We start from the raw sequence: 19,708 nt of genomic DNA, 5'->3' as shown, positions 1-19,708 counted from the left end.
GACCGATGACCGCACTGCGCGACGCGATCGACTACACCACGCTCGGCTGGGTCAAGCCGGAGCTCGACGAGACCCTGCGCCAGGCGCAGATCGAGATCGAGGACTTCGCGGCCGACCCCACCGACACCAGCCGCATGCGCTTCTGCGCCGGCTACCTGCACCAGGTGCAGGGCACGCTGCGCATGGTCGAGCTGTACGCGCCGGCGATGGTGGCCGAGGAAATGGAGCGCCTGGCCCAGGCGCTGCAGGATGGCGCCGTGGCCGATCGCGATGCCGCCTGCGCGATGCTGATGCGCGGCGTGGTGCTGCTGCCCGATTACCTGGAGCGCCTGCAGAGCGGCCACAAGGACATCCCGATCGTCCTGCTGCCCCTGCTCAACGACCTGCGCGCGGCGCGCGGCGAGACCGGCCTGTCGGAGAGCGTGCTGTTCGCGCCCGACCTGCAGCGCCCGCTGCCCGGCAACCTGGCGTCGGCGGCGGTCGCCAACGATCCCGTTCCGGTGCGCAATGCGCGCGCACAGCCGCTGCTCGGCGACCTGCGCGGCGCCATGGGCGCCTGGCCTGAAGACGGTGCGCCGGCCGATGCCGGCGTGCTTGCGGGCGCGCTTGACGCGCTGATCGCCCATGTCCAGGCCGAACCCGCGCGTCGCATGCTGTGGGTGGCGTCGTCGGTGGCGAAGGGCGTGGCCGACGGCGCGCTGGAAGCCACGCCTGCGCTGCGCCAGGCCTTTGCCAGCGTCGAGCGCGAATCCCGGCGCCTGTTCGAGGACGACGGCTTCGGCATCCCGCGCGCGGAGTCCGCGCTCGAGCCGACCCGCCAGCTCCTGTTCCACGTGGTCCATGCCAGCACGGACCATGCCGCGCTGCGCGCGCTGCACGACACCTTCGAGCTGCAGCAGCAGCTGCCCACCGACTCCGAGATCAGCCACGCCCAGGGCAGCATGAGCGGGCGCAACCGCGCGCTGCTCGACACCGTGGCGGCGGCGGTGAAAGAGGATCTGCTTCGGGTCAAGGACGCGCTCGACCTGCACCTGCGCACCGGCGAAACCGACCTCGGGCGCCTGGCGCCGCAGGTCGAGGCGCTGGGCCGGGTCGCCGACACGCTGGGCATGCTCGGCCTGGGCGTCGCCCGCGGCGTGGTCGAACAGCAGCGCGCGGCGATGGAGGAGATCGTGCAGGGCCGCAAGCCCGCCGACGAGGGCGCACTGCTCGACGTCGCCGGCGCGCTGCTCTACGTCGATGCCACGCTCGACGACCAGGTCGCACGCCTGGGTGCCGGCGACCAGGACGCGCCCGTGCAGGGCGAACTCACCGCCGGCGAGGCGGAAAAGGTGCTCGACGTGCTCGCGCGCGAGGCGATCAACAACTTCGCCGACGCCCGCCAGGCCTTCGTCGCCTTCATCGAGACCGGCTGGGACCACGGCGAGCTGGCCGAGGTCCCGCGCTTGCTGCGCGAGGTCACCGGCGCGCTGCAGATGCTCGATCTCCCGCAGCCCGCGGCCTATCTCACCGGCGTGCGCCGCTACATCGAGGACGAGCTGATCGACAGCCGTCGCGTGCCCAACGGGCGCCAGCTCGACACCTTCGCCGATGCGCTGGCGAGCCTCGAGTACTACCTCGAGGCGCTGCGCGAGAACCGGTTCAACCGCGACGAAATCCTGGACGTCAGCCGCCACAGCCTCGAGAGCCTGGGCTACTGGCCGTTGCCGGCCGAGAAGCTGCCCACGCAGCCCGCATCGGCACCGGCCGAGGCCGGGGCCGCCGTGGTGAGCGAGGCCGACATCGAACGCACCGTGGCCGCGCTGATCGATCGCGGCAGCCACGGGTCGGCGCCGGGCGCCGAGACCGAGGCTGCGGCCGCAGCATCGTCAGTTGCTGCTACTGCAGCGGCCGCGGCGCCGGCCGGACCGGGTGGCTTCGAAGCCACCGGCGACGAGATCGACGACGAGATCCGCGAAGTCTTCCTCGAGGAGTTCGCCGAGGAGATCGACAACCTCGACCAGCTGCTGCCGCTGTGGCGTGCGCAGCCCGACGACCTCGAGCGCCTGCGCCCGATCCGCCGCGTCTTCCACACCCTGAAGGGCAGCGGCCGCCTGGTCGGCGCCCGCAAGCTCGGCGAGTTCAGCTGGAAGGTCGAGAACATGCTCAACCGGGTGCTCGACGGTACCCGTCCCGCCAGCCCTGCCGTGGTCGCGATGGTCGACCAGGCCTTCTACACGCTGCCCGAACTGCAGGCGGCGCTGCGCGGCGACGGCGCGGTCCGCTCCGACCTCGAGCGCATGCAGGCCTCGGCCGAGCGTATCGCCAGCGGCGATGAAGGCATGCCCGAAGAGGCGACGCGCGTGCAGCCTGCCATGGACGCGCCGGTACCGGAGGAGGCCGCTCCCGCGGACAAGGTCGCGCCGCTTGCACCCATGCCGGACGCTGCCGAAAACGCGGCGCCCGCGCCGCTGGAGATGGTGCCGGCATCGGTCGACGCCCTGCTGCTGGAGATCCTCGAAGCGGAAGTCGCCGGACATCTGGTTACGGTCGACGCCTGGCTGGATCGCGCGTCCTCCGCGCCCGCGCCGGCCTCCGAAGCGCTGCTGCGCGCACTGCACACGATGAACGGCGCCTTCGCCATGACCGAGGTGCCGACCGTCGCCCAGGCGCTGACGCCGGGCGAAGGCTATGTGCGGCGGCTGCTGTCGGCCGGCGAGCCGGCCTCGGCCGAGGGCGTGGCCGCGATCGGTGAGCTTGCCGGAGTGGCGCGCGCCGCAATCGCCGGACTCCTGTCCGCGCAGCCGCAGGTACCCGTGGCCGCCGCCTTGGCCGCCCGGCTCGCAGCGCTGCGCGATGGCCTTCCGGAACCGGCCCCGATGGGCCTCGATGTACTCACCACTGCCGATGACGCGCGACTGGATGCGGATGCGGCGGCGGGCGAGCAGGTGCCTGAGCTGGTCGACATCGACATGAGCGCCTACACCGGCTTTGCCGTAGACGATCAGCTCGAAGCCGGGCGCGTGGACGCGGAGCGCGCCGCCGAGGCGGAGCGGCTCCAGTTCGCCGAGATGGAAGCGCAGCTCCTGGAACAGGAGCGCATCGAAGCCGAGCGCATCGAAGCAGGGCGTGTCGAAGCCGGGCGGATCGAGGCGGAGCGGCTCGAGGCGGAGCGGATCGAAGCCGAACGCCTCGAAACCGAGCGCCTCGAAGCCGAGCGCCTCGAAGCCGAACGCCTCGAAGCCGAGCTCGCCGAAGTCCAGCGGACAGAAGCAGGGCGCGCCGAAGTTGAGCGTTTTGAAGCCGAACGTCTCGAAGCAGAGCGCCTCGAAGCCGAACGCGCCGAAGCCGAACGCCTTGAAGCGGAGCGTCTCGAAGCGGAGCGCGCCGAAGCCGAACGCCTTGAAGCGGAGCGTCTCGAAGCCGAACGTCTTGAAGCCGAACGTCTTGAAGCCGAACGCCTCGAAGCGGAGCGCCTCGAGGCTGAGCTTGCCGAAGTCGAGCGGACAGAAGCAGAGCGCGCCGAGGTTGAGCGTCTCGAAGCCGAACATCTTGAAGTGGAACGCCTCGAAGCAGAGCGCCTCGACGCGGCCCGCCTCGAAGCCGAACGTCTTGAAGCGGAGCGTCTCGAAGCCGAACGCCTCGAAGCCGAACGCCTTGCAAGTGAGCGCATGGACGTCGACCGCGTCGCCGCTGCCGCAAGCAGGGCCGTGCTCGCCGCGATCGCGACCGAGGACGATCCCGACGCCGACTTCGACTTCACCGGCCTGGATTCCGAGCTGGTCGAGATCTTCGTGGACGAAGGCCGCGACCTGCTCGACCATTCCGACGGCCTGCTCGCCAGGCTGCGGGAATCGGCCGACGACCGCGAGTCGCTGATGGGGCTGCAGCGCGACCTGCACACCCTCAAGGGCGGTGCGCGCATGGCGGGCGTGTTCGCCATCGGCGAACTCGGCCACTCGATGGAATCGCTGCTCGAGGCCGTGTCCGAACAGCGCTTCGACCTCGCGCGCGACGACGTGCCGCTGCTCGAGCGCGGCTTCGACCGGCTGCACGCCATGGTGACCCGCGTCGGCGAGGGCCGTGCGATCAGTCCGTCACAGGGCCTGATCGACGCCTTCGACGCCCGCGCCCGTGGCGAGGAGCTTTCGGCGGACATCGGTGCCCCGGCTGGCGTGCGCATGCCGGCCCCGATGGTTGCGCTGCCTCCGCTCACCGCACCGATGGGCGACGTCGTGCTTCATGCCGACGACGACGACATCACCGTCCGTGCGCCCCAGGAGCAGGTGCGCATCCGCGCCGACCTGCTCGACCGCCTGGTCAACTACGCCGGCGAGGTCGCGATCTACCGCGCACGCCTGGAGCAGCAGCTCGGTGCGTTCCGCGGCGCGATGGGCGAGATGGAGCAGACGAACATGCGTCTGCGCGACCAGCTCCGGCGCCTGGACATCGAGACCGAAGCGCAGATCATCGCCCGCTACCAGCGCGAGCACGAGACGGCCGATGCCACCTTCGACCCGCTCGAACTCGACCGCTTCTCGACCCTGCAGCAGCTCTCCCGCGCGCTGGCGGAGTCCGCGGCCGACCTGTCCAGCCTGCAGGGCACGCTCGACGACCTGACCCGCCAGTACGAGACCCTGCTGCTGCAGCAGTCGCGCGTAAGCTCCGACCTGCAGGAAGGCCTCATGCGCACGCGCATGGTGCCCTTCGACTCGCTGGTGCCGCGCCTGCGCCGCGTGGTCCGCCAGGCCGCCACGGAAACCGGCAAGCACGCCCAGCTCAGGCTCGACGGCGCCCAGGGCGAGCTCGATCGCAACGTGCTGGAGCGCATGACCGCGCCGCTGGAGCACATGCTGCGCAACGCCGTGGCCCACGGCCTGGAGAAGCCCGGCAAGCGTCGCGAAGCCGGCAAGGCCGACGAAGGCATGGTGCGCATCTCGGTACGCCGCGAAGGGTCGGAAGTCGTGCTGGAAGTGGCCGACGACGGCAGCGGCCTCGACCGCGAGGCGATCCACCGCCGCGGCATCGAACGTGGCCTGATCCGCGACGACGCCGCGCTCGACAGCGACCTGGATTCCCTGATCTTCCAGCCCGGCTTCTCGACTGCCGACGAGGTCAGCCGCCTGGCCGGCCGCGGTGTCGGCATGGACGTGGTGGCCAGCGAAGTCCGCCAGCTCGGCGGCACGCTCGACATCTCCAGCACACGCGGCAAGGGCACCACGTTCACCATGCGCCTGCCGCAGACGCTCGCTGTCACGCAGGCGGTCTTCGTCAAGATCGGCGACACCAGCTTCGCGGTGCCGATCGCCTCGGTCCGCGGCGTGGGACGCATCTCGCGCGAGGACTTCGACAAGTCCGACGCCAGCTATGCCTACGGTGGCGAGGACTATGCGGTGCACGACCTCGGTGGCCTGGTCGGCCACGCGCCGGCGCGCGCCGAAGGCCAGCTGCAGATGCCGCTGCTGTTGATCCGCTCCGGTGAGCTGCGCGTGGCGGTGGCGATCGACCAGATCCTCGGCAACCGCGAGATCGTGGTCAAGCCGGTCGGCCCGCAGGTGGCTTCGGTCCCGGGCATCTTCGGCGCCACCATCATGGGTGACGGCAGCGTGGTCGTGATCCTCGACATTGCACCGCTGGCGCGTCGCCTGCAGGTCGCCAGGCCGCGCGATGCCATGCCGGTGGAGACGCCCGACCAGCGCCGCGTGCCACTGGTCATGGTGGTCGATGATTCGATCACCATGCGCAAGGTCACCGGCCGCGTGCTCGAGCGCCACAACTACGAGGTCGGGACCGCGAAGGACGGCATCGACGCGCTGGAGCGCATGGTCGAGCGCGTGCCCGACCTGATGCTGCTCGACATCGAGATGCCGCGCATGGACGGTTACGAGCTCGCGACCGCGATGAAGGCCGACCCGCGGCTGCGCAACGTGCCGATCATCATGATCACCTCGCGTACCGGCGAAAAGCATCGCCAGCGGGCCTTCGAGATCGGCGTCGAGCGCTACCTCGGCAAGCCGTACCAGGAGAACGAGTTGCTGCGCAACGTCCACGACCTGCTGAAGCCGCATCGCGATGGCTGAGCAGGGCGCCACGGTGCGGGTCCTGCTTCTGGCACGCGCCGGCGAAGCCAGGCAACACCTCGAATCGGCGCTGGCGGAGGCCGGCGCCGAACTGCTGGCCGCCGTCGACCCCGGCGAAGGCGATCCGGCCGCCGCCATCGCGATGGCACCGGCCGCGGTGCTGGTGGCGCTGGAGCCGGCGATCGAGGATTCGCTGGAGCGCTACGACGCATTGCTGTCGGATCCGGGCGTGCTGGTCGTGTTCGACGAAGCCGAAGTCGCTGCGCAGCGTGATGGCTGGGACGCGGCGCGCTGGGTGCGGCACCTCGCGGCCAAGCTCAACGGCCACGAGGACGTGCTGCCCCCGGGCGCGGATGCCGACGAGGCGATCCACCCGGCGCCCGGCCCGCTGCCTGGGCGCGAGTTCGATCCGTCCAGCATCGACATCGGCGCGCTCACCGGTGCCGCCCAGGATCTTGCGGCAGAGGTGCCGCGCGCCGAGTCCTTCGACCCGCCGCAGCTTGCGGACGGGACGACGACGGAGGCGGGCTTCACCGGGCTGGTCTCCGCGGAGGACATGGACTGGTCGTCGTCATCGGCGGCCTACGAGGCTCCGTTGGCCGATGATCCGGCCCTGGCAGGGCTCATCGCCAGCGCCGCGGAGGCACAGTCCTCGAACGCAGGCGGGGATGACGCGAACGATGTGGACGCAAGCGGCGTGAACTCGGCCGCTCCCGGCGCCGACGCGGCTGCCGAAGCCCTTGCAGAAGACGATGTGCCCGCCGTCGACCCGCTTTCACTCGGCGACGGCCTGTCGCTGGCCGACGACGACGCCCCGATCGCCACGCGCGCGGCTGACGCGCCCGCGATCGACTTCGACGCCCTGGCCTCCAGGCTCGACGGCCTGTCGCTGGCCGACCCCGACAGCTATGGCCACGGCGCGCTCCTGGGTGCGGTAGTGGTTGAAGCGGGCCTCGGCGGCCCGGACGCCGTCCGCCAGCTGCTCGGCGGCCTGGGTGAAGGCTTCGCACGCGCGGTATTGGTGCGACTCCAGCTCGACGGCGGGCGCTACGAGCGCCTGGTGCAGCAGATGCAGCGCGCGACCTCGCTTCCGGTTGCGCTGGCCGAGGACGGTGCCTCCGTCGAACCCGGCACCGTCTACTTCCTGGCGCCCGGGATCGCCGTCGTCATGGATCGCGCGCGGCTGGTGTTCGCAGCCGCCGAAGGCGGGTTCGACCATTATGGCGCGCTGCCCGCATCGGACAGCGCCGTGATCCTCCTGAGCGGCGCCCAGGCGGCCCGCGTGGACGACGCGATGGCCCTGGCCGCCGCAGGCGCCCTGGTGCTCGCGCAGGCGCCCGAGAGCTGCTATGACAGCGCGGCGGTCGGCGCGCTGGTCGCGCGTGGGGCCGAAGCCGCCGAGCCCGGCGACCTGGCGCAGACCCTGCTCGACCGTTGGCCCGCATGAGGACTTGCCCATGAATTCCCCCGCCATCCAGGACATCCGCGGCGTGCTGATCCAGGTCGAGGGCGCGCGCCTCCTGCTGCCCAACGCCACCATCGCCGAGGTGCTGTCCTATGCCGAGCCCGAAGCGGTCGCCGACGCGCCCGACTGGCTGCTTGGCCGCATCCGCTGGCGCGGTTGGCAGCTTCCCCTGGCCTCGTTCTCGCGCCTTGCGGGCATCGCCGACGAAGTCGGCGGCCTGGGCAGCAAGGTAGTGGTGCTCAAGGCGCTGGGTGGCGACAGCCGCCTGCCTTACGTCGCGCTGCTGACCAAGGGCTTCCCGCGCCTGGTCACGGTGTCGCGCGACGCGCTGGTGCCCGATGCCGGCGAGGGCGACGTCGACGGCGGGGCGGCCGGGCTGCCGACGGGCGTGCTGATGCGCGTGCTGCTCAACGACGAGCCGGCGCTGCTGCCCGACGTGGACGCCGTCGAAACCGCCATCCGCGAGGCGCTGGCCGCCTGAGCGGCGGCCTCAGGCCAGGTCGCCGAAGGCGGCCTGCAAGGCGCTGATCGCTGCGATGCCGGCGGTTTCGGTGCGCAGGATCCGTGGACCCAGGCGCAGGCCGCTGAACCCGCCATCGGCAAGCACGGAACGGTCGCGCGGCGACCAGCCGCCCTCGGGGCCGATCGCCAGCACCACGCTTCGCCGGCCGGGATCGGACAGCCCACGCACCACAGCGTCGGCCGCGGGATCGAGGGTCAGCCTGAGCGCGTCTTCCGGAAGTGCGCCCACGGCGTCCGCCAGCGACAGCGGCGCCGACACCGCCGGCACCGCCGCACGCCCGCTCTGCGCACAGGCCGAACCGACCACGCCCTGCCAGTGGACCAGCCGCTTCGCGGCGCGCGCGGCATCCAGGCGCACCTCGCTGCGCTCGCTGTTGACGGGCACGAAAGCGGCCACGCCGAGTTCGGTCGCCTTCTGCAGGATCCAGTCCATCTTCTCGCCGCGGGCCACGCCCTGCAGCAACACGATGCGCAGCGCGGATTCGTTGTCGACGGCGTGCGCAGCCATGATCTCCACTTCGCCCCCGCGCTTGCCTGCGGCGGTGATCCGTGCCTCGTAATCGTGGCCGTCCCCGTTGAACAGCACGCAGCCATCACCCACGCCCAGCCGCAGCACGCGCAACAGATGCGCCGCGGCTCCCTCGTCCAGCGTGACCCGGGCTCCGACGCTCAGCGGCTCTTCGATGTGGGCACGATTCAGTCGCATGGAGAATCCTTTTTTGCCACGGATCTACGCGGATGCGCACGGATTTTCACGGATAGGGCAAAAGCTTTTTCAGCCACGGATTTGCGCGGATTACGCGGATCTGGCTGAGGCAAGTTCGTGGCCACAAGCCCATCTGAAGAAAAAGCGGGGCAGGGCGCGGTGTTCCAACTGGCCTCGCTGTGATCCGCGTAATCCGCGCAAATCCGTGGCAAAAAAATGCTCCTCCGCCCTATCCGTGAAAATCCGCGCGCATCCGCGTAGATCCGTGGCTAAACAGCTTTCAAGGTCGCCGCACCGATAGCGGCACGCGTCGTGTCCGCCAGGAGTTCCAACTGGTTGTCGTCGATGCAATAAGGCGGCATCCAGTAGAGGATGTCGCCGAGCGGGCGCAGCAGCACGCCGCGGTCCAGCGCGGTGCGGTAGGCGCGCAGGCCGACCTGGTCCGAGGCTTCGAAGGGCGTGCTGCGGTCGCCGTCGCGGGTGAGCTCGAAGGCCACCACCATGCCCGCCTGGCGCACCTGCGCCACGTGCGGAAGGTCGGCGAGCGGAGCGGCGGCGGCGGCCATCTTCGCGGCCGTGACCTGGTTGCGGGCGATGATGTCGTCGGACTCGAAGATGTCGAGCGAGGCCAGCGCCGCGGCGCAGGCCAGGGGGTTGCCGGTGTAGCTGTGCGAATGCAGGAAGGCGCGATCGCGCGAGTCGTCGAGGAAGCCGTCGTAGATCGACTGCGTGGCCAGCACCGCGGCCAGGGGCAGGAAGCCGCCGGTCAGGCCCTTGGACATGCACATCAGGTCCGGCATCACCCCGGCCTGCTCGAAGGCGAACATGGTGCCGGTGCGGCCGAAGCCGGTCGCGATCTCGTCGGCGATCAGGAACACGCCGTGCACGTCGCACAGTTCGCGCGCGCGCTTCAGGTACACCGGATGATGCATGCGCATGCCACCGGCGCACTGCAGCCGCGGCTCGAGGATCAGCGCGCAGACTTCGCCCGGATGCTCGTCGAGCAGTCGCGCCAGCGCATCGGCGGCCTCTTCGGCGCAGTCCGCGTCGGACTGCCCGGGGCGTGCGTTCCAGGCATCGGGCGAAGGCGTGAACATCGCCTCCATCAGCAGCGGCGCGTAGACGCGCCGGTACAGCGGGATGTCGCCCACCGACAGGGCGCCGATGGTCTCGCCGTGGTAGCCGTTGGCGAGCGCGACGAACTTCGTGCGCCGCGGTTCGTCGCCGCGGTTGCGGTACCACTGGAAGGCCATCTTCAGCGCGACCTCGACCCCGGCGGAACCGTTGTCGGCGTAGAACACCTTGGCCAGCGGGTCGCGGCCGGGCTGGCGCGGGGCGATCGCCAGCAGCCGTTCGGCCAGCTCGATCGCCGTCTCGTGGGTGGCGCCGGCGAGGATCACGTGCTCCAGCGTACGCGCCTGCCGGGCGATGGCCTCGGCGATGCGCGGTTCGGCGTGGCCGTGGATGTTGGTCCACCAACTGCTCACCGCGTCCAGCGTGCGGCGGCCGTCGTGGCCGACCAGCCAGGCGCCGTCGCCCCGGGCGACGGTCAGCAGCGGCAGCGTGTCGGGGTGCTCGCGCATCTGCGTGCAGGGGTGCCAGAGCACCGCCAGGTCACGGGATCGCCAGTGTTCGCCCTCGGATAGAATGGCGGGATCGTGGAGAGATTCGTCGGACATCGCCGCATTATCGCCCCTTGGGCAACGGGCGCGCACGCATGAGCCGCCGCCTGCCGATCATCCACGAGATCACCGAATCCGACGCCGGCCCCTATCGCCTGGAGCGCATGGACCTGGAGTTCTCCAACGGCGAGCGCCGGCGTTACGAGCGCCTGCACGGCCGCGGCCATGGCGCCGTGGTGGTGGTGCCCCTGGTCGACGACGACACCGTGCTGCTGGTGCGCGAGTACGCCGCCGGCGTCCACCGCTACGAGCTGGGCCTGGTCAAGGGCCGGATCGATGCCGGCGAGACCCCGGCCGAGGCCGCCGATCGCGAACTCAAGGAGGAGGCCGGCTACGGCGCGCGGCGGATCGACGTGCTGCGCAGCCTGACGCTGGCGCCGACCTACATGAGCCATTCCACCCACCTTGTCATCGCGCGCGACCTGTATCCCGAGCGTCTCCCCGGCGACGAGCCGGAGGAGCTGGAAGTGGTGCCATGGAGGCTCGACCGCCTGCACGAGCTGATCCTGCGCGAGGATTTCTCGGAAGGCCGGTCGATCGCGGCGCTGTTCATCGCCCGCGACTGGCTGGAGCACCATGTCGTTGGCTGAGGGCATGCACGAGGGCGTCATCGCCATCGCCCGCGATGCCGGTGCGGCCATCATGGCGGTGCATCGTGACGACATCGCCGTGCGCGCCAAGGCCGACGACAGTCCGGTCACCGCGGCCGACATGGCCGCACATCGCTGCATCGTCGCCGGGCTGGCGCAGCTGACGCCGGACATTCCCGTGCTGTCCGAAGAGTCGGCGCACACGGTGCCGCTGCAGCAGCGCCGCGCCTGGTCGCGCTTCTGGCTGGTCGATCCCCTGGACGGCACCCGCGAGTTCCTGAAGGGCAATGGCGAGTTCACCGTCAACATCGCCCTGGTGGACGACGGCGTACCGGTGTTCGGCGTGATCCAGTCGCCGGTGAGCGGCGCCGTCTGGCACGGCGCGCCGGGGCAGGGCGCCTTCCGCCGCGACGGCGACGCCGAGCGCGCCATTGCCACCCGCCGCCCGGCGACCGCGCCGCTGCGCGTGGCCGCGAGCCGCTCGCACCTCGACGCGCGCACCGCGGCGATGCTCCAGCGCATCGGCGAACACGAATCCATCGGCCTGGGCTCCTCGCTCAAGTTCTGCCTGCTGGCCGAAGGCGGCATGGACGCCTACCCGCGCCTGGGGCCGACCAGCGAGTGGGACACCGCCGCCGGCCAGGCCATCCTCGAAGCCGCCGGCGGCTGCGTGCTGGACCTCCGCGGCCGCCCCTTCCGCTACAACCAGCGCGACACCCTCCTCAACGGCGACTTCGTCGCGCTGGGGGATCCGGCGCTGCCTTGGCGGGGCTGGATTTAAGAGCTTTTTTGCCACGGATTTGCGCGGATGAACGCGGATAGGGCAGAAGCTTTATTCAGCCACGGATTTGCGCGGATTACGCGGATCACAGCGAGGCCAGCCGGAACACCGCGCTCTGCCCTGCTTTTCTTTAGATGGGCTTGTGGCCACGAACTTGCCTCAGCCAGATCCGCGCAATCCGCGCAAATCCGCGGCCAAAAAAAGCTTCTCGGCTTTATCCGCGTTCATCCGCGCAAATCCGTGGCAAAAAATGCTTTCCAGGAGTCCCGAAGTGACCGAACAGCTTGACCAGATGCAGCGCTTGTTGGGGATCATGGCGCGCTTGCGTGATCCCGCCGGTGGGTGCCCCTGGGATCTGGCGCAGGATTTTTCGACGATTGCGCCCTACACGATCGAGGAGGCCTACGAGGTGGCCGATGCGATCGATCGCGGCGACATGCAGGGGCTGCGCGAGGAGCTGGGCGACCTGCTGCTGCAGGTGGTGTTCCATGCGCAGATGGCCAGCGAGGCCGGCGGGTTCGCGTTCGAGGACGTCGCACGGGCGATCTCGGACAAGATGGAGCGACGGCATCCGCATGTGTTCGGCGATGAAGACCGCGGGGATGCCGACGCGGTGCGGGCGAGTTGGGAGCAGATCAAGCGTGCCGAGCGTGCCGCGGCCGGCGAGGTCGACGCATCCGCGCTGGCCGGCATCGCCCGCGGACTGCCGGAATGGCAGCGGGCGGTGAAGCTGCAGGACCGCGCGGCGCGCGTGGGCTTCGACTGGCCCGGCCCCGCGCCGGTGATGGCCAAGCTCGAAGAGGAGCTGGGAGAAGTCCGGGCCGAGTTTGATGCGGTCGCCGCCGCGCCCGGGGATGTCGGCGCGCGCGACCGGCTCGAGGCCGAACTCGGCGACCTGCTGTTCGTGGCCGCCAACCTGGCGCGCCACGCCCAGGTCGATGTCGGGACCGCGCTGCGCCGTGCCAACCACAAGTTCGAGCGCCGCTTCCGCGCCATGGAGAGCCTGGCCGCGGACGAGGGCGCGCCGCTTGCCGGGCAGCCGCTCGGAGCGCAGGACGCCTACTGGACGCGGGTCAAGGATGCCGAACGCGAGGCCGCCGCTGGCGCCGAGCGCGAACGCGTGCGCTGAGGCATGATGCCGGCAACCGGCCGCAACAGGAGCCGCCGCATGGCCCGCTTCGCAAGCTTCCGCGAGTTCTACCCGTTCTACCTCGACGAGCACAGCAATCGCACGTCGCGACGCCTGCACTTCATCGGCAGCTGCGGCGCGCTGGCCTTCGCCGTCGCGGCCGTCGCCAGCGGCAATGCGTGGTGGCTGCTGGCCGCGCTCACATGCGGCTATGCCTTCGCCTGGGTCGGCCACTTCTTCTTCGAGAAGAACCGGCCCGCCACGTTTCGCCATCCCCTGTATTCCTTCGCTGGCGACTGGGTGATGTTCAAGGACATCCTCACCGGGCGCATCCCGTTCTGAAGGCCTTCACATGGCCTAGACTCGCCCCGCGGCACCTTTCACAAAGCTGAAGACGCCCGTGGAGAGAACTGTATGCGTGGATCGCAGGAACCCGGCGGCCTTGTCCTGATCGTCGAGGACAACCGCAATATTTCCGAAATGGTGGGCGAATACCTCGAGGGCCGTGGCTTCGAGGTCGATTACGCCGCCGATGGCCTGGACGGCTACCGCCTGGCCAGCGAGAACAACTACGACGTCGTGGTGCTCGACCTGATGCTCCCGCGCCTGGACGGCATCGAGGTCTGCAAGCGCCTGCGCGAGGAAGCGCGCAAGTCGACGCCGGTGCTCATGCTCACCGCCCGCGACACCCTGGACGAAAAGCTCACCGGGCTCGGTGCCGGCGCCGACGACTACCTGGTCAAGCCGTTTGCCGTGCAGGAGCTGGAAGCGCGGCTGCGCGCCCTGATCCGCCGCGAGCGGCGCCAGGTGGGTTCGGAGGTGCTGAAGGTCGCCGACCTCGTGCTCGACCCGGCCAGCCTGCGCGCCACCCGTTCGGGCACCGAGCTGCAGCTGTCGCCGATCGGGCTGAAGCTGCTCACCATCCTGATGCGCGAGTCGCCACGGGTGGTCAACCGCCAGGAGATCGAGCGCGAGATCTGGGGCAACAGCCTTCCCGACTCCGACACCCTGCGCAGCCACCTCTACAACCTGCGCAAGACCATCGACAAGCCCTTCGACAAACCGCTGTTGCACACCGTGCAGAGTGCCGGCTACCGCATCGCGGACATCGAACAGCCGCCGGCCTGACGACGGCGGGAGCAGGGGAATGCCACAGGGGTTGCCGCGCAAGCTGCGACGGGTGTTTGCGCTGCAGGCGCTGCTGGCGGTGGTTGCAGTGGTCGCCTGCCTGTACGTGTCGACCGTGGTCGGGCGCGGCATGCTTGCCTCGCAGTGGGTGCGCGCCGAAGCCGACCGCTACTGGGTCGAATCCGCCAGGGACCCGGCGTTCCCGGCGCCGTGGACGTCGTCGGTGCACGGCTATTTCGTACCCGCCGGCACCGATCCGGCCGATGCGGGGGTGCCCGAGACCTATCTGGATGCGGGCCCCGGCCTGCACCGCATGCAGGTGCCGGGCGCCTCGCAGCGGCTGCTGGTCGAGGACGGTCCCGGCGGCCGCCTGTACATGCGGATCGCTTTCCCGCTGCTCGACCATGCCGGTCTGTGGTCGCTGCTGATCGCGTCGTTGCTGACCGGCGGGGCGATCACCATGGTCAGCTGGCTCAGCTACCGGATCGCGCGGCGGATGGTGCTGCCGGTGACGACCCTGGCAGCCCAGGTCGCCAGTTGGGATCCGCGCCAGTTGGATCTCGACGCCATCGATCCGGAGCGGCTTCCGGGGGCGGTCGGGCGCGAGGTGCATCTGCTTGGCGGTGCGCTGCGCGGCCTGGCCGAGCGTACCCAGGCCTTCATCCGCCGCGAGCGCGACTTCACCCGCGAAGCCAGCCACGAGCTGCGCACGCCGTTGACCGTGGTCCGGGTCGCCACCGACATGTTGCGCCGCGATCCCGAGCTGCCGCAGCGCATGCAGCGCTCGCTGGACCGGCTGCAGGTAGCCGCGCGCGACATGGAGGCGGTGGTCGATGCCCTGCTGATCCTGGCCCGCGAGGACGAGCCGGGCAACGGCGAGGAGTTCGACGCCCTGGACGTCGCCACCGAGGCGGTGAACGTCGGCCAGGTGCTGCTGGACGAACTGCCCGACGCGGCGATGGTGCGCCTGGCGCTTGTGGAACGCGGCGCGCCAAGGCTTCGCGGCTCGCGGCGCGCACTGGCCGTCATCCTCGAACAGCTGGTGCGCAATGCCTGCACCTTCACCGTCGAGGGCACCGTCGACGTGCTGGTGGAGGACGACCGCGTGGAGGTCCGTGATACCGGCGTGGGCATGGAGCGCGACGTGATTGAGCGCGCCTTCGAGCCGTTCTACCGCGCCGATCAGTACGTCGGAGGCCGCGGCCTGGGACTGGCCGTCGTGCGACGACTGGCCGCTCGCTTCGGCTGGTCGGTGGACATCGACAGCACGCCCGGGAAAGGCACCAACGCGGCGGTCCGCTTCCAGCCGCGTCGGGATCCCTGAGCCGGTCAACGCCTGCCATGCTGGTGCGTTAGCCTTCACGACCCCAGCCGGATCCCGCAGCGAATGAGCCACCGACCCAAGCGCGCAAGCCGCCCCCGCAAGACCCTCGCCATCGCCGTCATCACCGTCCTCGCACTCGGCGCGGGCGCCTGGTATTTCAGCCAGCGCAACGCGTCCGCCGACGCCGGTACCTGGCGGACCGTCGAGGTCGAGCAGGGTGACATCCGCGTCGCGATCTCGGCCACCGGCACCCTGAGCGCGATCTCGACGGTGGTCGTGGGCAGCCAGATCTCGGGCCAGGTGACCGACGTGCTGGTCGACTTCAACGACAAGGTGGAGCAGGGCCAGGTGCTTGCCCGCATCGACCCGAGCAGCTACCAGGCGCAGATCGAGCAGGGTTCGGCGCAGATCGCCAGCGCCCGCGCGAGCCTTGCGCAGGCGCAGGCGGGGCTGCGCAACGCCGAGCTCGACCACACGCGCAAGACGGAACTGGGCGAGCGCCAGCTGGTGGCGCGCAGTGACGTCGACCTTGCGCGCGCGGCGCTGGACCAGGCGCGTGCGCAGGTGGCCTCCGCGCAGGCGCAGATCAACCAGCAGACCGCGTCCACGCAGACCACGCGCATCAACCTCGAGCGCACCGTGATCCGTTCGCCGGTGGATGGCGTGGTGCTGACGCGCACCATCGAGCCCGGCCAGACCGTAGCCGCGAGCCTGCAGGCACCGGAGCTGTTCTCGATCGCCGAGGACCTGTCGCAGATGAAGATCGAGCTCGCCGTGGACGAGGCCGACATCGGCCAGGTCCAGGCCGGGCAGGGCGTGAGCTTCACCGCCGATGCCTTTGCCGACCGCCAGTTCCGCGGCGTGGTCGACCAGGTGCGGCTGAGCGCCACCAATACCAGCAACGTGGTGACCTACCCGGTGGTCGTGACCGTGGACAACAGCGATGGCACGCTGCTGCCCGGCCTGACCGTGAACGCGGAGATCGAGGTCAGCCGCCGCGACGACGTCCTCAAGGTGTCCAACGCGGCGCTGCGCTACAAGCCCACGAGCACCGACGGCGCGGTCCCGGCCGCAGCGCGCGGCGGGGCCCGCAGCGGCGTCGCCGACGACCTCCGTCGCGAAGCCGCCGCGCTCGGACTCGGCCCGGAGCAGCAGGCCGCGTTCGACGAAGCGATCGCCGCGATCCAGGCCCGGCAGCAGGCGCGCGAGGCGGCGCCCGCGGGCAACGGTCCTGCGGGTGGGGCGATGTTCCGTGGGCCCCGCGGTGGCGGCGCGCCCCCGGCTGCGATGGCATCGCAGATCCGCCAGCGCATGCTGCAGCGCTATCGGGACGACTTCGCGACCTTCCGCGCCAGCCTCGACGAGGGGCAGGCCGGGCGCTGGGACGCCGCGGTGGCGAGCCTGGTCGGGGCCACCCGCACGACCGTCTACAGGCTGTCGGATGGCAGGCCGGAGCCGGTGATGGTCCGCGTGGGCGCCACCGACGGCACGGCCACCGAGGTCTCCGGCGGACTCCAGGCCGGCGACCTGCTGGTCACGGGCGAGCGCGCCGCGCGATGAGCGCCGCCGCCCCGATCATCGAGACCCGCGCCCTGGGCAAGGTCTACTCGGCCGGCTCCGAGGCCGAGGTGGTGGCGCTGAAGGACGTCGACCTGCGCATCGAGCACGGCTCCTTCGTGGCGATCATGGGGCCCTCGGGTTCGGGCAAGTCGACTCTGATGAACCTGATCGGCTGCCTGGATACGCCGAGCTCGGGCAGCTACCACTGCGACGGCGTGGACGTGTCGACCCTCGATGCCGAGGCGCTGGCGGCGCTGCGCCGCGAGAAGATCGGCTTCGTCTTCCAGGGCTTCCACCTGCTGCCGCGGATGAGCGCGCTGGAAAACGTGGCAATGCCGCTGGGCTATGCGCGCGTGCCGCCGGCCGAGCGCGAGCGCCTGGCCACCGAGGTGCTGCAAGCGGTCGGGCTGGGCGACCGCACCGGGCATCGGCCCAATGAACTCTCGGGCGGCCAGCAGCAGCGCGTGGCGATCGCGCGCGCGCTGGTCAACCGGCCGCCGCTGCTGCTGGCCGACGAGCCCACCGGCGCGCTCGACTCGCGCACCGGCGAGGAGATCCTGGCGCTGTTCAAGCGCCTGCGCGACGAAGGCCACACCGTGGTCCTGATCACCCACGACGCCGAGGTCGCGGCGCATGCCGATCGCACCTACGTGATCCGCGACGGCGAGCTGCACCCCGAGCACGCGGAGGCGGCGCCATGAAGTTCAGCGACGTCATCCGCACCGCGATCCACGCCCTGCGCGGGAACTGGATGCGCAGCGTGCTCACCTCGCTGGGCGTGATCATCGGCATCGCCGCGGTGATCGTGATGGTGTCGGTGGGCCAGGGCACGCAGTCCGAGATCGACAAGATGGTCTCGGGCCTGGGTTCGCAGCGCCTGGACATTTCGCCCGGCTCGCGCCGCGGCCCCGGTGGCGTGCGCATGAGCGCGTCGAGCTTCTACACCCTCACCGAGGGCGACGTCGAGGCGATCCGCACCGACATCCCGGAGGTCCAGTTCGTGGCCGGCTCGCTGAACGGCAGCACCCAGGTGGTCTATGCCGAGAACAACTGGTCGAGCCGCTGGCAGGGCGTGCAGCCGGACTACTTCGACATCAACGGCTGGAGCATCGCCGAGGGCGAGGCCTTCGACGCGCAGGATTACGGCGGTGCCGCGAAGGAAGTGATCATCGGCGAGACCGTGCGTCGGGAGCTGTTCGGCGACGAGCCGGCGATCGGGCAGACGGTGCGCCTGGGCCGCGTGCCGTTCGTGGTCGTAGGCACGCTGGCGCCGAAGGGGCAGGGCGGCTGGGGCCAGGACCAGGACGACGTGATGATGGTGCCCCTGCAGACCGGGCGCCGCCGGCTGCTGGGCTCGATCGGCCTGCCGCCGGGCGCGGTCATGCAGGTCGCGCTGGCCGTCGCCAACGCTGACGACCTGGGCTACGTGCAGGGCGAGGTGGAATCGCTGCTGCGCCAGCGCCACCGCATCGGCCCGGGCGACGACGACGACTTCAGCGTGCGCAACATCTCCGAGATCGTGGCCACCCGCACCGCGACCACGCGACTGATGTCGCTGCTGCTCGGCGCGGTGGCGACCATCTCCCTGATCGTCGGCGGCATCGGCATCATGAACATCATGCTGGTGTCGGTGACCGAACGGATCCGCGAGATCGGCCTGCGCATGGCGGTCGGCGCCGGGCCGTCCGACGTGCGCCGCCAGTTCCTGACCGAGGCGATGCTGCTGTCGCTGGTCGGCGGCGCGCTGGGCATCGTCATCGGCATCGTCGGCGCGGTCCTGGTCGGCCGTTTCGGCGACCTGCCGGTGGTGCTCAACGGCCAGGTGGTGGGGCTCGCGGCCGGCTTCTCGGTGGCGACGGGCCTGTTCTTCGGCTACTACCCGGCGCGCAAGGCCTCCTTGCTCGATCCGATCGAAGCGCTGCGCCAGTAACCCGACCTCGGGTCGACCCCATTGGGACCGGCCCCGGGTTGGCGGCTGGCGCGTGCGGCCGGACACTGCGTCCATAGCCACGAACCGCGCAGCGGACGGAGACGCGACATGACCGCCATCCACAACATCGCCTCGGGCGACACGCTCTCGCAGATCGCGCAGCGCTACGGGACCACCGTCAACGCCCTGATGGACGCCAACTCGCAGATCAAGGATGCCGACCTGATCTACGCCGGTGCCACGCTGAACATCGGCGGGTCGCCGGGCACCCGGGGCGACAGTGGCGCCGGCGGGGTGTCGGGCACCGAAGGCATCTCCGGTGGCACCCGCGTCAGCGGCAACAACGCCGCCGCGATCGCCGAGCAGTTCATCGGCCGCAATGCCGGCGAGCTCAAGCACAGCAACGAGCTGCCGATGCAGAGCTGGGTGCCGAACAACGTCAACTGCGCGAACTTCGTCTCCGCCTGCCTGCAGAAGGCGGGCCTGATCGATCCCGGCCAGGCCAGCGCGTCGGTGGACAACCTGGCGAGCAACCTGAAGGGCGATGGCTGGAAGACGGTGTCGCTGGCCGACGCCCAGCCCGGCGACGTCGTGCTGATGCAGCGCAACGGGCAGTCGCACGTGGTGCTGTTCGCGGGCTTCGAGGGCGGGCAGCCGAAGTTCATCGGTTCCAACAACGTCAACGCCGACGGCTCACAGCGCGTCAGCTGGGGCGGCGCGTCGGGCAACTACGAGATCATCGCCCCGCCGCGCTGAGGTCTCGCGCAGTCGGGATGACGGAGGCCGGGCGAATGCCCGGCCTTTGTCGTTTCTGGAGGTGCGCGAGGGCTGC

General features: G+C 70.5%; 16 protein-coding genes and 1 pseudogene. 14 read left to right on the top strand and 3 right to left on the bottom strand.

What is annotated here, in order from left to right; genetic code table 11:
* Nucleotides 1–5: 5 nt before the first annotated feature.
* A pseudogene (locus E2169_RS14625) lies at nucleotides 6–2,216 on the top strand (FimL-related protein); the annotation flags it as partial.
* 658 nt (nucleotides 2,217–2,874) lie between these two features.
* Here E2169_RS14625 and E2169_RS14620 read toward each other — a convergent pair.
* On the bottom strand, nucleotides 2,875–3,642 hold the full coding sequence (locus E2169_RS14620) for a pentapeptide repeat-containing protein (RefSeq protein WP_425480535.1): 768 nt from the start codon (nucleotides 3,640–3,642) through the stop codon (nucleotides 2,875–2,877).
* Nucleotides 3,643–3,650: 8 nt separating this feature from the next.
* On the opposite strand from E2169_RS14620, the gene E2169_RS14615 reads away from it, so the two are divergent.
* The 3 genes from E2169_RS14615 to E2169_RS04390 are packed head-to-tail and all read left to right on the top strand — an operon-like array spanning nucleotide 3,651 to nucleotide 8,005.
* The gene (locus E2169_RS14615) at nucleotides 3,651–6,059 is read left to right on the top strand and encodes a response regulator (protein WP_425480534.1); all 2,409 of its coding nucleotides are present in this window, start codon (nucleotides 3,651–3,653) and stop codon (nucleotides 6,057–6,059) included.
* On the top strand, nucleotides 6,052–7,506 hold the full coding sequence (locus tag E2169_RS04395) for a chemotaxis protein CheB (RefSeq protein WP_132985351.1): 1,455 nt from the start codon (nucleotides 6,052–6,054) through the stop codon (nucleotides 7,504–7,506). Before E2169_RS14615 ends, E2169_RS04395 begins: the two co-directional genes overlap by 8 nt.
* Before the next feature lie 10 nt (nucleotides 7,507–7,516).
* On the top strand, nucleotides 7,517–8,005 hold the full coding sequence (locus E2169_RS04390) for a chemotaxis protein CheW (protein ID WP_132985350.1): 489 nt from the start codon (nucleotides 7,517–7,519) through the stop codon (nucleotides 8,003–8,005).
* A 9-nt stretch (nucleotides 8,006–8,014) separates the two neighbouring features.
* Here E2169_RS04390 and E2169_RS04385 read toward each other — a convergent pair whose 3' ends face one another.
* Together E2169_RS04385 and bioA are read right to left on the bottom strand one after the other, a co-directional pair.
* A complete protein-coding gene (locus tag E2169_RS04385) occupies nucleotides 8,015–8,752 on the bottom strand; it encodes a 16S rRNA (uracil(1498)-N(3))-methyltransferase (protein WP_132985349.1) in 738 nt (245 codons plus the stop codon).
* Between the two features lie 269 nt (nucleotides 8,753–9,021).
* On the bottom strand, nucleotides 9,022–10,431 hold the full coding sequence (bioA, locus tag E2169_RS04380; RefSeq protein ID WP_132985348.1) for an adenosylmethionine--8-amino-7-oxononanoate transaminase: 1,410 nt from the start codon (nucleotides 10,429–10,431) through the stop codon (nucleotides 9,022–9,024).
* Between the two features lie 38 nt (nucleotides 10,432–10,469).
* Between bioA and nudE the strand changes: the two genes are divergently transcribed.
* From nudE to E2169_RS04330, 10 genes are all read left to right on the top strand, one after another.
* Entirely contained in the window at nucleotides 10,470–11,024 is a 555-nt protein-coding gene (gene nudE, locus E2169_RS04375; RefSeq protein ID WP_132985347.1) for an ADP compounds hydrolase NudE, read from the top strand.
* A complete protein-coding gene (gene cysQ, locus E2169_RS04370; RefSeq protein WP_132985346.1) occupies nucleotides 11,011–11,805 on the top strand; it encodes a 3'(2'),5'-bisphosphate nucleotidase CysQ in 795 nt (264 codons plus the stop codon). Before nudE ends, cysQ begins: the two co-directional genes overlap by 14 nt.
* Nucleotides 11,806–12,097: 292 nt before the next feature.
* The gene (mazG, locus tag E2169_RS04365) at nucleotides 12,098–12,934 is read left to right on the top strand and encodes a nucleoside triphosphate pyrophosphohydrolase (protein ID WP_229659184.1); all 837 of its coding nucleotides are present in this window, start codon (nucleotides 12,098–12,100) and stop codon (nucleotides 12,932–12,934) included.
* 39 nt (nucleotides 12,935–12,973) lie between these two features.
* Nucleotides 12,974–13,276 carry an Mpo1-like protein gene (locus E2169_RS04360; RefSeq protein WP_132985344.1) on the top strand — a complete coding sequence of 101 codons (303 nt, stop codon included), beginning with the start codon at nucleotides 12,974–12,976 and terminating at the stop codon, nucleotides 13,274–13,276.
* Between the two features lie 72 nt (nucleotides 13,277–13,348).
* Nucleotides 13,349–14,062: a response regulator transcription factor gene (locus E2169_RS04355; protein ID WP_132985343.1), complete on the top strand. Its 714-nt coding sequence runs from the start codon at nucleotides 13,349–13,351 to the stop codon at nucleotides 14,060–14,062.
* A 19-nt stretch (nucleotides 14,063–14,081) separates the two neighbouring features.
* Nucleotides 14,082–15,386 (top strand): sensor histidine kinase, encoded by a 1,305-nt coding sequence (locus E2169_RS04350; protein ID WP_132985342.1) that lies wholly within the window; start codon nucleotides 14,082–14,084, stop codon nucleotides 15,384–15,386.
* A gap of 63 nt (nucleotides 15,387–15,449) precedes the next feature.
* Entirely contained in the window at nucleotides 15,450–16,946 is a 1,497-nt protein-coding gene (locus E2169_RS04345) for an efflux RND transporter periplasmic adaptor subunit (protein WP_132985341.1), read from the top strand.
* Nucleotides 16,943–17,647, top strand: a complete 705-nt coding sequence (locus E2169_RS04340; protein ID WP_132985340.1) for an ABC transporter ATP-binding protein — start codon at nucleotides 16,943–16,945, stop codon at nucleotides 17,645–17,647. The genes E2169_RS04345 and E2169_RS04340 overlap by 4 nt, the downstream gene beginning before the upstream one ends.
* Nucleotides 17,644–18,876, top strand: a complete 1,233-nt coding sequence (locus E2169_RS04335; protein ID WP_132985339.1) for an ABC transporter permease — start codon at nucleotides 17,644–17,646, stop codon at nucleotides 18,874–18,876. Before E2169_RS04340 ends, E2169_RS04335 begins: the two co-directional genes overlap by 4 nt.
* Nucleotides 18,877–18,984: 108 nt before the next feature.
* The gene (locus E2169_RS04330) at nucleotides 18,985–19,632 is read left to right on the top strand and encodes a C40 family peptidase (RefSeq protein WP_132985338.1); all 648 of its coding nucleotides are present in this window, start codon (nucleotides 18,985–18,987) and stop codon (nucleotides 19,630–19,632) included.
* The last annotated feature ends 76 nt before the right edge of the window (nucleotides 19,633–19,708 follow it).

The organism is Luteimonas terricola (assembly GCF_004352845.1).
GTDB lineage: Bacteria > Pseudomonadota > Gammaproteobacteria > Xanthomonadales > Xanthomonadaceae > Luteimonas > Luteimonas terricola.
This window is presented reverse-complemented; position numbering and strand designations above follow the sequence as displayed.